Origin of the sequence: Thioclava sp. ES.031 (assembly GCF_002563775.1) — a bacterium.
GTDB lineage: Bacteria > Pseudomonadota > Alphaproteobacteria > Rhodobacterales > Rhodobacteraceae > Thioclava.
The window spans coordinates 539,544-552,297 of sequence record NZ_PDJO01000001.1 but is presented as its reverse complement, the minus strand read 5'-3'; the positions used below and the strand labels follow the sequence as shown (position 1 = coordinate 552,297).

General features: G+C 63.0%; 11 protein-coding genes. 3 read left to right on the top strand and 8 right to left on the bottom strand.

Annotated features, from left to right (window positions below):
* Positions 1-20 precede the first annotated feature (20 nt).
* The gene (rplO, locus tag AXZ77_RS02765) at positions 21-488 is read right to left on the bottom strand and encodes a 50S ribosomal protein L15 (RefSeq protein WP_098409939.1); all 468 of its coding nucleotides are present in this window, start codon (positions 486-488) and stop codon (positions 21-23) included.
* A 421-nt stretch (positions 489-909) separates the two neighbouring features.
* On the opposite strand from rplO, the gene AXZ77_RS02760 reads away from it, so the two are divergent.
* On the top strand, positions 910-1,923 hold the full coding sequence (locus tag AXZ77_RS02760) for an SDR family NAD(P)-dependent oxidoreductase (protein ID WP_098409938.1): 1,014 nt from the start codon (positions 910-912) through the stop codon (positions 1,921-1,923).
* An 85-nt stretch (positions 1,924-2,008) separates the two neighbouring features.
* Positions 2,009-3,187 (top strand): MFS transporter, encoded by a 1,179-nt coding sequence (locus tag AXZ77_RS02755; RefSeq protein WP_098409937.1) that lies wholly within the window; start codon positions 2,009-2,011, stop codon positions 3,185-3,187.
* Here the strand turns inward: AXZ77_RS02755 and AXZ77_RS02750 are convergent.
* From AXZ77_RS02750 to ectA, 7 genes are all read right to left on the bottom strand, one after another.
* The gene (locus AXZ77_RS02750; RefSeq protein WP_098409936.1) at positions 3,184-5,466 is read right to left on the bottom strand and encodes an FdhF/YdeP family oxidoreductase; all 2,283 of its coding nucleotides are present in this window, start codon (positions 5,464-5,466) and stop codon (positions 3,184-3,186) included. The genes AXZ77_RS02755 and AXZ77_RS02750 overlap by 4 nt on opposite strands.
* A 186-nt stretch (positions 5,467-5,652) precedes the next feature.
* Positions 5,653-6,666: a cytochrome d ubiquinol oxidase subunit II gene (cydB, locus tag AXZ77_RS02745; RefSeq protein WP_098409935.1), complete on the bottom strand. Its 1,014-nt coding sequence runs from the start codon at positions 6,664-6,666 to the stop codon at positions 5,653-5,655.
* Positions 6,663-8,081 carry a cytochrome ubiquinol oxidase subunit I gene (locus tag AXZ77_RS02740; RefSeq protein ID WP_098409934.1) on the bottom strand — a complete coding sequence of 473 codons (1,419 nt, stop codon included), beginning with the start codon at positions 8,079-8,081 and terminating at the stop codon, positions 6,663-6,665. Before AXZ77_RS02740 ends, cydB begins: the two co-directional genes overlap by 4 nt.
* Before the next feature lie 171 nt (positions 8,082-8,252).
* Positions 8,253-9,683 (bottom strand): aspartate kinase, encoded by a 1,431-nt coding sequence (locus AXZ77_RS02735; RefSeq protein ID WP_255266395.1) that lies wholly within the window; start codon positions 9,681-9,683, stop codon positions 8,253-8,255.
* 10 nt (positions 9,684-9,693) lie between these two features.
* Complete coding sequence (locus AXZ77_RS02730) at positions 9,694-10,095, bottom strand: ectoine synthase (RefSeq protein ID WP_078540207.1); 402 nt, start codon at positions 10,093-10,095, stop codon at positions 9,694-9,696.
* Between the two features lie 52 nt (positions 10,096-10,147).
* Positions 10,148-11,434 (bottom strand): diaminobutyrate--2-oxoglutarate transaminase, encoded by a 1,287-nt coding sequence (gene ectB, locus AXZ77_RS02725; RefSeq protein ID WP_098409932.1) that lies wholly within the window; start codon positions 11,432-11,434, stop codon positions 10,148-10,150.
* A gap of 51 nt (positions 11,435-11,485) precedes the next feature.
* Entirely contained in the window at positions 11,486-12,016 is a 531-nt protein-coding gene (gene ectA / locus AXZ77_RS02720; RefSeq protein ID WP_255266394.1) for a diaminobutyrate acetyltransferase, read from the bottom strand.
* Positions 12,017-12,269: 253 nt separating this feature from the next.
* On the opposite strand from ectA, the gene AXZ77_RS02715 reads away from it, so the two are divergent.
* A complete protein-coding gene (locus AXZ77_RS02715; RefSeq protein ID WP_098412416.1) occupies positions 12,270-12,749 on the top strand; it encodes a MarR family winged helix-turn-helix transcriptional regulator in 480 nt (159 codons plus the stop codon).
* Positions 12,750-12,754 lie beyond the last annotated feature (5 nt).

Below are 12,754 nucleotides of genomic sequence, written 5' to 3'. Positions count from 1 at the left end.
CGGAGCCCGCTCACAACAGCTTATTCAGCGGCCTGCGCCACCGTGACCGAGCCGCCAGCCTTCTCGACAGCCTCAACGGCCGATTTCGAAGCGCCGGTGACCTTCAGAGCCACTTTCGACTTGATGTCGCCCTTGGCGAGAACACGCACGCCATCGAGCTTGCGGCGCACGATACCGGCCGCGACCAGCGCGTCTTCGGTGATGTCCGACTTCGCGTCGAGCTTGCCGGCCTCGATGAATTTCTCGATCTGGCCAAGGTTCACGACGTTGAACTTCTTCGCGTTCGGCTTGGTGAAGCCACGCTTCGGCAGACGACGATAGAGCGGCATCTGGCCGCCTTCGTAACCGTTCAGGGCCACACCCGAACGCGACTTCTGACCTTTGATACCACGGCCAGCCATCTTGCCTTTGCCCGAGCCGGGACCGCGGGCGACGCGTTTTTTCTTCTGGGCCGCGCCGTCGTTGTCGCGCAGTTCATTGAGTTTCATATCGCTTCTCCTTGCCGGAACACCTTCCCGAAGCGAGTGCGGAAGGGACACGGCTTTTCATGTTGATTCTGATGCGGCCATCGGGCCACCGGGGGCGTATAGTGCGTTTGCCCCGCGCACGCAACTCCCGCGTTTTCGCGCAATCGGGGCGGTGTCGCGGCCAGCGCGCACCCTGCCCCACCGGGCCGGTCGCCCGAAGGTCACGCGCCTCAGGCGTGGTATCGCGCCTCCGATCTCCCGACACCCTATCACGATGCCGCGATGAGCCAGCCGGTGGTCTATCGAGACGCCAACGCGCCGGTCGGCGAGCCCGAACAGACGAAGCTGTCGGCACGACCGGGGCCGCCTCTTATCCCGCGCGGCGCTTGACCTTCCCGCCCCCCGCTCGCTACTGCACAGACAGCATTGGCGAGGGACTTTCATGACGCGCATCCTGATCACCGGCACCGCAGGCTTCATCGGCTACCATCTGGCGAAGCTGCTGCTCGACGAGGGCTATCGGGTGCATGGCTATGACGGGATGACCGACTATTACGATGTCGCCCTGAAACAGCGCCGCCATGCGATGCTGCTGCAGAACCCGAATTTCTCCGCGACCGAGGGGATGCTCGAAGATCTCGAAACCTTCGACGCGATGGCGGATGAGTTCAAACCCGAGATCATCGTCCATCTCGCAGCGCAGGCGGGCGTGCGCTACAGCCTCGAACAGCCCCGCGCCTATATCGACGCCAATATCGTCGGCACCTTCAACGTGATGGAGGCCGCGCGCCGCCACGAGGTGCAGCACTTGCTGATGGCTTCGACCTCCTCCGTCTACGGCGCGAACGAGGACATGCCCTATGCCGAGACCGACAAGGCCGACACGCAGTTGACGATCTACGCCGCGACAAAGAAGGCGACCGAGTCGATGGGCCATTCCTATGCTCATCTGTGGAACCTGCCGACGACCATGTTCCGCTTCTTCACGGTCTACGGGCCGTGGGGCCGCCCCGACATGGCGCTGTTCAAGTTCACCGATGCGATCCTGAACGACCGCCCGATCGACATCTACAATCACGGCGAGATGTATCGCGACTTCACCTATGTCGAAGACCTCGTGCGTGGCATCCGCCTGCTGATCGACGCGGTGCCCGAGCGCCCCGCGTCGCGCGACGAGATCGCCGAGGGCGACAGCCTCTCGCCCGTGGCCCCCTACCGGATCGTCAATATCGGCAATTCCGACAAGGTGCAGCTTCTGGATTTCGTCGATGCGCTGGAGGCCGAGCTGGGCCGCCCCGCGCAGCGCAATTACATGGAGATGCAGAAAGGCGACGTGCCCGCGACCTGGGCCGATGCCTCGCTACTGCAATCCCTCACCGGATACCGTCCGCAGACCGATGTGCGCGAGGGGATCGCGAAATTCGTGGCGTGGTTCCGCGACTATTACGGGAAATAACCCGGCCGCCCCCTTGCCGCAGCGCAGCGATCGCCTAAGTCACGGGGCTGATACCCGGCGCTACACCTATTTTCGGAGACTACCCATGACGCTCGAACCCCGCCACGCGCGGGCCGTGATCCTGTCGCTGGCCCTTGGCACTTTCGGTATCGGCGTGATCGAGTTCGCGTCCATGGGGCTGCTGCCCTATTACGCGGCCGATTTCGGGATCACCGAGGCGCGGGCGGGTCATGCTATCTCGGCCTATGCGCTTGGCGTCGTGATCGGCGCACCGCTTCTGGCGGTGATCGGCGCGAAAATCCCGCGCAAGCAATTCCTGATCGGGTTGATGGGGTTCTATGCGGTGGCGAACCTGCTGGCCGGGTTCGCACCGAATATGGATGCCTTCATGGCGGCGCGCTTCGCCTCGGGCCTGCCGCATGGCGCCTATTTCGGGATGGCGATGCTGTTAGCCGCCGATCTGATGCCCGTAGGCAAACGCGCTCAGGGCATCGCGATGGTGATCTCGGGGCTGACGATCGCGAATATCGTGGGCGTGCCGCTGGCGGGTGCGATCGGGCAGAACTTCGGCTGGCGCTGGGGCTTCGCCATCGTCGCGGTGATCTGCGCGGCCTCCGCCCTGATGATTTTGCGGGTCGCCCCCGCGACGCCGCGCGACCCGAATGCCAGCCCGATGCGTGAGCTGGGCGCGCTCGCCAATCGCTCGGTCTGGCTGACGCTGCTGGTGGGCTCCATCGGCTTCGGCGGCATCTTCGCGGTCTATTCCTACCTGTCGGCGGCGATGATCGACACGCAGGCGGGCCCCGCCTGGACGATCCCCGTGGCGCTTTCGGCCTTCGGCGTGGGCGGCACTCTGGGCAACTGGATCTCGGGCCAGCTGTCTGACTGGTCGCGCTTCGGCGCGGGCGTGATCCTGCTTTGCGGGATGATCGTGATGTCGATCCTCTACACCTTCACCATCGGCAACTGGGTCGCGATGTCGGTGGCGATGATCGCACTGGGGTCGACCGCCGGGATGGTGATCCCGATGCAGATGCGGCTGATGGAGGTCGCGGGCGAGGCCCAGACGCTCGCCGCTGCCCTCAATCACGCAGCCTTCAACCTCGCCAATGCGATCGGGCCGTTCCTTGCCGGGATCGCGCTTGCGAACGGCTATGGCTGGACGGCTACCGGCTATGTCGGCGCGGGGCTGGCGGCGGCGGGGCTCGTGTTCCTCGCCATCGCGTGGCTCGATAGCCGCCGTCCCGCCGCCGTTCCCGCTTAGGCCTTCTCGATGCGCACCGGGACGCCCTTCGAGCCGGGCGTCTTCGACAGCTCGTCATTGAGGCCCACCGGCACAAGCACGTTGCATTCGGGGTAATAGCCCCCGACCGTGCCGCGCGGCAGCTCGAAGGTGATGACGCTCAGCCCGGTCTTGCGACGCGCGACGCCGTCCTCCATGTCGCCATGGACCACGACCGGATCACCATGCGCGAGCCCCAGATCGGCCATGTCGATCTTGTTCATCAGCAGCACGTCGCGCGTCCCTTCGATGCCGCGGAACCGGTCCGAATAGCCGTAGATCGTGGTGTTGAACTGGTCGTTCGAGCGCATGGTGATCATCCGGAAACGCCCCGGCTTGTCCTCGAAGCCAAGCGCGTTGAGCTTCGACGGTGTGGTGAATTCCAGCTTGCCGCTTTCCGTCTTCCATATGCGATCATGCGCCGGGTTGCCGCGCCAGAAGCCGCCCGGCTCGTTCATCCGCGCGTTGAAGCCGCGGAAGTCGTCCGGGTAGGTCGCCTCGATCAGATCGCGGACGACGGAATAATCCTTCACCCATTCGTCCCATTGCAGCTTCGGGTTCGGCGCGCAGGCGGCTTTCGCAATGCCGCAGGTGATGGCCAGTTCGGATTTCAGCTTGTCCGAGGCGGGCGTGCTTTTGCCGAGCGAGCCGTGTATTTTCGAGAAGCTGTCCTCGACCGAGACATATTGGTTGCCGCTCTCCTGCTCGTCCTTCTCGGACCGGCTGAGACACGGCAGGATATAGGCCACCTCGCCCGGATAGAGATGCGAGCGGTTGAGCTTGGTCGAGATCATCACCGTCAGCTTCTGCTTCGGCCAAGCCTCTTCGATCCGCTCGCTGTCGGGCAGTGCGCGCACGAGGTTGCCGCCGAGCGAGAACATGGCCGAAACCTTGCCCTCCATCATCGCCTGCGCCGCGTCGACGATGTGATAGCCGCCTTCCTCCGGCGGCTCGAAGCCGTAAAGCGCGCGCAAGCGATCCATCGGGATCAGCTTGGCCTTCTCGGCGATGCCCACCGTGCGCTGGCCCTGCACGTTCGAGTGCCCGCGCACCGGGCAACAGCCCGCGCCCTTGCGCCCGATATTGCCGCGCAGCGCGAGGAAGTTCACCAGCATCCCGATATTGGTCGCGCCATGGGCGTGCTGGGTCAGCCCCATCCCATAGACGCCGATGACCTTCTTGGCGTGGATATAGACATCTGCCGCCTGACGCAGTTCGGCCTCGGACAGCCCGCATTCCTCGGTGATCTTGTCCCACGGTGTCGTGCGGCAGAAGGTCAGGAACCCGTCATAATTGACCGCGTGTTCTTTCAGAAAATCCCAGTCAATGATCGCGGCGCGGCCCTGCTCCTGGGCCTTCTCATCCTCTTCGATCACCGCCTTGCACAGCCCGGTCAGCGCCGCGATGTCCGAGCCCGCTTTGAGCTGGTGATACTGGTCGGAGATCTTGGTTTCGCGGCCCGTCGCCATATCGTAGAGGTTCTGCGGATCGACGAAGCTGACGAGGCCCTGCTCTTTCACCGGGTTGAAGGTGACGATCTTCGCACCGCGATCCTTCGCCGCCTTCAGCGGATGCAGGAAGCGCGGCGAGTTGGTACCGGGGTTCTGGCCGAAGAAGAAGAAGCAATCGGTCTCCTCGAGGTCTTCCCAAAGCACGGTGCCCACCGACGAGCCGATCACCTTCTTCAGGCCGACCGAGGTCGTCTCGTGACACATGTTCGAGCTTTGCGGCAGGTTGTTGTTGCCATAGGCGCGCGCCATCAGCGCCCAAAGATAGCTGGCCTCCAGCCCGGCATGGCCCGAGGAATAGAACACCACCTCCTGCTTCGGCAGGTCTTTCAGGATCGACCCGATCTCGGAAAAGGCCTCGTCCCAGCTGACCTCGACATAGCGGTCGGTGGCGCGGTCATAGCGCATCGGCGCGGTCAGGCGGCCGGTCTTTTCCAGCTCGTGATCGGACCAGTCCTTGAGCTCTGCAACTGTGTGGTCGTCCCAGAATTCCGGCGTGTGGCGCGACTTGGTCATCTCCCACAGCGTCGCCTTCGCCCCGTTCTCGCAAAATTCGAACGGGTGGTAATTGGCGGGTTTCGGGAAGGCGCAGGACGAGCACATGAGACCGCCCGGTTTGTTCTGACGCTCCAGCTCGCGAAGCACATCGGGCGAGGGCCAGGACTCGCCGAAGACCCGGGCAATCCCCCGCATCGAGCCCCAACCACCGGAGGGGCCGCTCTCTTCGGGTAGTTTATCAAGCTTGTCAGACATGGCGCGTCGCTCCTCCGGCGTCGAGCCGCGCATATGAAATTGCGCGCGCCCCGAGGGGCGCGCGCAGGCCAGCCGACCGGCTGAAGGCCGCAGAGGGAAAGGCTCTGCATATGATGCGCGGGATGTGGGTCACATCGTTCCAACCCTGCCTGCGCCCGGTCGGTTCCGGCCGTCCCGTAGTCTCACTCAGTAGTGATGCTCATGCTCCGATGTCTTGCCGCGGAACACCCAATAGGCATAGGCGGTATAGGCGAGAATGATCGGTAGGAAGATTGCCGCACCGACCAGAATGAAGCCCTGCGACATCGCCGTGGTGGACGCCTCGCGGATCGTGATCGAGGCGGGCACGATATAGGGGAAGATCGACAGGCCGAGCCCCGCGAAACACAGGACGAAGATCGCGATGCCGGACAGATAGGCCATCACGCCGCGATCCGAGCGAATGCATTTCCAGTAGCCGAACGCCGCCGCGAGCAGCAACAGCGGCACCACTGCGCTCAGGATGATCCCGGGCCAAGCGAACCAACGATTGTAGTATTCGGGATGCAGGAACGGCGTCGCCAGTGAGGCGAGGCCGATGAAGCCAAGCGTCGCGATCAGAGACACCTGCCCGACGCGCCGCGCCAGATCGTAAAGCCCGTGCGAGGTCTTGATGACGAGCCAGGCCGAACCCAGCATCACATAGCCCGCGACCAGCGCCAGCGCGGTGCCGAGCGAGAACCAGCTGACCCAGTCGAACGGGCCGCCGGTGAAGGTGCGGCCGGTCACTTCGGGGCCGCGCAGCAGCCCGCCGAGGATCGCGCCCTGCGCCAGCGTCGCGATCAGCGAGCCGCCGAAGAACGCCTTGTCCCAGAGCTTCTGCCAGCGGCGGGTCTTGCCGCGAAACTCGAAGGCCACGCCTCGAAAGGCGAGCGAGAGCAGCATGATGATGATCGGCACATAAAGCGCGTTGAGGATGATCCCGTAAGCCAGCGGGAAGACGGCGAGCAGACCGCCGCCCCCCATCACCAGCCATGTCTCGTTGCCGTCCCAGACCGGCGCGACCGAATTCATCGCGCGGGTGCGGTTCTCCTCGGAGCCGAGGAAGGGAAAGAGGATGCCGATGCCAAGGTCGAACCCGTCGAGCACGACATAGGTCAGGATCGCGAAGGCGATGATTGCGGCCCAGATGTCGGGCAGGTAGTGGGCGAAGCCGCTCATGCGTGGGCCTCCTCTTTCTCGGTGGTGACATCGTTGGCGAGCATCGCACCCGCCACGCCGCCGGCGCGCTGGGGCGTATTCTCGACAGGCTCGGCGCCTTCGGGGCCGCGCTTCATCAGACGACCGAGGTAGAAGATCCCCGAGCCGAACAGGAACGCGTAGACCAGCACGAAGCCGATCAGAGCGGCCCAAGCCGCGCCGTGGCTGAGGTTCGACACCGATTCCGCGGTCGTGAAGTGACCGTAGACCGTATAGGGCTGGCGGCCGAATTCGGTGGTGAACCAGCCCATGATGATCGCGAGGAACCCGCCGGGCGCGAAGACCAGCGCCACTTTGTGGAACAGCCCCGGCTCGTGCAGGCGCTTGCGCCACATCAGCCAGCCGCCCCAAAGCCCGATCGCCGCGAAGGCGAAGCCGAGCCCCACCATGATGCGGAAGGTGAAGAAGACGATCGTCATCGGCGGGCGTTCATCCGGCGGGAAGTCCCCGAGGCCGGGCACTTCGCCGTCGAGCGAATGCGTCAGGATCAGCGACGAGGCATAGGGCACCTCGATCTTGTAATCGGTGCGCTCCTGGCTCGGGTTCGGAATGCCGAACAGGATCAGGCCCGCGCCCTTGCTGGTTTCCCAATGCCCTTCCATCGCCGCGATCTTGGCGGGCTGGTGTTCGAGCGTGTTGAGCCCGTGCTGGTCGCCTGCGAAAATCTGGATCGGCGCGGTCACGAGGATCATCGCCACCGCCATGCGGAACATCGTGCGCACCGCGTCATCCGCCGTGCCCTTGATGTGGTGCCAAGCCCCGACCCCGGCCACGACGAGCGCCGTGGTCAGGTAGGCCGCCAGCACCATATGCACGAAGCGATAGGGCAGCGACGGGTTAAAGATCACCTCCCACCAGTCCTTCGGGATGAACTGGCCGACGTCGTTCATCGCAAAGCCCGCGGGCGTCTGCATCCAGCTGTTGACCGAGAGGATCCAGAAGGCCGAGAGCAACGTGCCGAAGGCCACCATCGTCACGGCGAACATGTAGATCCACTTGTTCACCCGGTTGCGCCCGAAGAGCATGATCCCGAGGAAACCGGCCTCGAGGAAGAAGGCCGTCATCACCTCGTAGCCCATCAGCGGCCCGATCACCGGTCCCGCCTTGTCGGAGAAATGCGCGAAGTTCAGGCCGAACTCGTAAGACATCACGACGCCCGAGACGACGCCCATCCCGAAGACCACCGCGAAGATGTGTTTCCAGAACTCGAAAATTCTGAGGTAGACGTCCTTGCCGGTGATCATCCTCAGCGCTTCGAGCACCATCAGGTAGCTCGCCGTACCGATGGAAAAGGCCGGGAAAACGATATGCGCCGAAACGACGAAGGCGAATTGCGCCCGCGCCAGGTCGAGTGTCGGTATGTCGAATATACTCATTTCAGTCCGCGTTTCTGCTGGGTTCAAGGGCGAGCTAGACTACTGAGTGGTTACGGCAACCTTGGCTCCGTGGTTCACCTTGTCGCACTGTGGCGGCATGTCGCAGAACCAATGAAATAAGCCCGCGCGGGGTTCCGCACGGGCTTTCAACACTACTTGGACTTTGCGCCGTCAGGCCGCTTGCTTCAGATCCACACTCGCCGGAATGAACTCTTCGTGAAGCGCCTTGATGACCGGCTTCAGGTCGCCGCGTTCGAGCACGTATTGCACATCGACATTGCGCGGCCCCTGAGTCGCACCGAGGCTTTCCATACCCGCTTTCGCGATCGCCTGCAGACCCCGGGTCAGAACCGAGAGGCCTTTCAGGTCACGCCCGATGACCGAAGCCATCGACAGCATGCGCGCCGAGATTTCCGCCGAAGGGTAGATCTCGCAGAGGTCTTTCTCGACCTTCTGGAGCACTTCGATCGGCGCGTCGACATAGTGGGTGATCGTGTTCGCGTTCGACGCTTTCGACACGATGCGCACGCCATGACGCGTCAGCACTTCTAGGATCTTGGCGTCGTAACCCTTCACGCCGACCATGTCCTGTTCGAACACTTCCAGCGCGATGATATCGAGCCCGGTCACCATCTCGACCGCCGCTTCCTTGGCGGGCTTGTCGTCGATGAGCGTGCCCGGATCGCTCGGGTCGAACGCGTTGGTGACGCGCAGCGGAACATCCGCCTGGCGCAGGGTCTTGGCGGCTTTCGGGTGGATCGCCTCCATGCCCATGTTCGACATCTGGTCGGCCACGTCATAGTTCGTGTGACCCAGCTTGCGCACCTTGCCTTCGCCCACCAGCTTCGGGTCGGCCGAGGACAGGTGGAATTCCTTATGGATGATCGCCTCGCGCGCGCCGGTGAGGGCTGCGAGCATCGAGAAGGTCACCTCGGAATAGCCACGGTCGAATTCCCGCATCAGGCCTTCGGCGCATTGCGCATAGCCCGTCACGATCGGCATCTCGGTCGCGGGATCGACATCTTTCATCGCCCCCATGATCCGGCCTTCAAGGTCGTGATCGGTTTCATCGCGCCAACCGGACAGGTCGACGAGACGTGCGTTCACGCCGTTGCGCTGCAGCAGGAGCGTAGTGACGAAAGCGGAATGCGCCTCGCCCAGACCCGACAGCAGCTCGCGGATCTGCAGCATGTGCTGCGAGAGGCGGAAGTGCCCGTAGGAGCACAGGCGCTGCAGGTCGATCAGGCAGTTGCGCGCGCCTTCGATACGCTCGCGCACGAATTCGGTGGCCTGCGAGATGTCGCCCGGATGCGTCAGCACGCTCTCATGGGCTTCGACCATCGCCGAGGAGACGCGGCTCAGCGCCTCGTGCCAGCCATGTTCGCTATCGGCCTTGGCGAATTGCGCATAGACGCCCGCCTCGCCCGACTTCTTATGTTCGAGCAGCAGATTGGTGATGCCACCAAACGCCGAGACGACGAAAATGCGGTTGTAAAGATCGGCGCCCTTGCGGTCTCCGATGAACAGCGTGTCGAGCAGCTCGTTCACGCGGCTCATCGAGGTGCCGCCGATCTTTTCGACTGTGTGATTCTGGTGGGTCAATTTGGCCCCCTTACGAATTTTCCAGTTCTTCGGCCGGCGCATACGAGCCGTCCTCACGGTGAACTTCGTTGCCGGTCACCGGCGGGTTGAAGCAGCAGGCCATGACGAGGTCTTCGTCACCCGCGACGAGGCGGTGATGGTCATGCAGGTTCAGCGCATACATGACACCCGGTTTGATTTCGTGGCGCGTGCCGTTGTCGAGCTCGGTGATGTGGCCGTTGCCCGAGATGCAGTAGACGCTCTCGAAATGGTGCTTGTAGTGGAACGTGTGGTCCGAGCCGGCCTTCAGCGTGGTGATGTGGAAGCTGAAGCCCATCTTGTCGTCGGCGAGCAGCATGCGCACGCTCGTCCAGTCGGCATCCGCCACGGCACGGTCGGTGTTTTTCAATTCGTTGAAGTCGCGAACGATCATTGTCGTGTCTCCGTATCTTAATTTCTTGGTCGCTGGGGGAGGCAGCGGCGGATTACTCCGCCGCAATGTCCGTGCGCTCGCCGGTCACCTCGGTGGCGGCTTCGCGCAGGATCTCCAGACCCTTGCGGAATTGTTCCATCGGCGTGGTCAGCGGTGCGAGGACCTTCACGACCTGGTCGTCATTGCCCGAAGTCTCGATCACGAGACCTTTTTCGAAGCAGCGACCGCAGATCGCCGAGGCGAGCTCGCCGGTGCCGACATCGACACCCTGCATCAGACCACGGCCCTTGAGGAAGGCACCCGGCACGAGATCGGCCACAGCGGCCAGACCTTCACGCAGGACGTCGGATTTCACGGCCAGTTCCTTCTGGAACTTGTCGTCGGCCCAGAACTTCTCGATCGCCACGGTGGCGGTCACGAAGGCATGGGTGTTGCCGCGGAAGGTGCCGTTATGCTCAGCCGGGCCGAACACGTCGTAGTCGGGACGCACCAGAACCAGCGCCATCGGCATGCCGAAGCCCGAGATCGACTTCGCCTGGGTCACGACGTCCGGCATCACGTCCATCTCCTCGAAGGAGAAGAAGGTACCGGTGCGGCCGCAGCCTGCCTGAATGTCGTCGATGATGAACAGCGCACCGTGCTTGCGGGCGACTTGCTCGACGCCTTTCACGAATTCCGGGCTTGCGGCGTTGAGACCGCCCTCGCCCTGAACCGTCTCCAGCATGATCGCCGCCGGGGCGTCGATACCGCCCGAGGCGTCCGAGAGCATCTGGTCGAGCAGCGCGACCGAATCGACACCATCGGCATAGGCGTCATAGGGCATGCGGGTCACGCCATGCGTGTCCATGCCGGCGCCACCGCGGTGATAGCCGTTACCGGTCGCCGCCAGCGCACCCATGGTCACGCCATGGAAGCCGTTGGTGAAGGCGATGATATTGGTGCGGCCGGTCGCCTTGCGCGCGATCTTCATCGCGGCTTCGACGGCATTCGCACCGGTCGGGCCGATGAACATCAGCTTATGGTCCATGCCGCGCGGCGCGAGGATGTGCTCCTCGAAAGCGCTCAGGAACTTGCCCTTGCTGTCGGTGTGCAGGTCGAGCGCGTGACCCATCTTGTTCTCGGTCAGGTGCTCGATCAGCGCCTGCTTCATGTCCGGGTCGTTATGGCCGTAGTTCAGCGACGAGCAACCGGCGAGGAAGTCGATATAGGTGTTGCCCTCGGCGTCGGTCAGTTCCGAGCCTTGCGCGCTGGTGAAAACGGTATCGAAGCCACGGCAATAGGAGCGGGCCTCAGATTCGCGTTGGGTAAAGATCGTCTTATCCGTCGAATGAACGGTCATGGGGGACTCCATAGAATTGGGGGGAATGAGGAGGGGGACGCGCGCCTGAGATCAGGCGGCGGCACGCGCCTCCTCGGGGAAGGTGATGGTGACCATATGCTCGGTCGAGGCATGGCCATCGAAATGGTCTTCTTCGTGGAAGTGCGCCTCATCGGTCAGCTCGCCGCCGATCGAACGCGCGAAGGAGCGGAAGAGCGCCCAGCTCGCTTCGTTGCTTTCGGTGATGGTCGTCTTCAACTTGGTGCAGTCTTCGGCGACGTCGCGCTGGATGAGGTGGCGCAGCATGCGCTTACCAAGGCCAAGACCGCGTGCGTCGGGGGAAACAGCCACTTGCCACACGAAGAACGTGTCCGGCTCGGACGGGGCGATGTAGCCCGAAATCCAGCCGACGACTTCGCCTTCGCGCTCCACGAGGACACAGGTGTCCCCGAAGTGATCGCACTGCAGAAGGTTGCAATACATCGAATTTTCATCAAGCGGCTTGCAGCGACGGATCAGCTTCCAGATTTCGCTGCCGTCTTCGGACTCCGGCTTACGGAAGACCAGTTTAGAACCCTTCTTGATCGACTCGACTTGCGGCACGGCTCTTTCCTCTCGTTTGCTTCGGTAGCCTAAGTAGTTCATGTGGTCGAAAATTTCAACCACCTAACTAACGGAACCCGGAAAAGTTCCGCTTATAGCCTTATATTCTTGCCTATAAGCCCTAAATACCGTTAGTATGACGAAGCAAATGAGTAAAAACAAACACGATAAGCTTAGCAAAGCCAAGCAATTGCAGAGCACGGAACTCTCTGCGATACTGGGCCGTCTTGATAAAAAAGGGGCCCGCCGCCTGATGGAGCGTGTCGATACGAGCCTGATCGCTTTGCGTAGAATCCTGCGCGCGACCGAAATGTTCGGCCGCGACCTGGCCAAGGCTGCCGGGCTGACGCCTGCGCAGTTCCGCGTGCTGCAGGTGATTTCCGAAAAAGGTTGGTCCACGCCGAAGGCGATCGCCCAGCGCATGGGCGTGAGTCAGGCGACGATGACGGCGCTGATCGACAAGCTCGAACGCAAGGGCATGGTGACCCGTCAGCGATCCGAGCGCGACCGCCGTCAGACCGATATCGTGATTACCAAACTTGGCGCGAGCGCCATCGACGAAGCCCCCGACGCGCTGCAACAGATCTTCGTGCGCCGCTTCGAGGCGCTGGAAGACTGGGAACAGGCGCAGATCATCGCCTCGCTCGAGCGCGTGGCCTCGATGCTCGACGCACATGATATCGACGCGGCGCCGGTTCTGGATTGGGGCGACATCTCGGGCAAGCCGAACTGATCGGC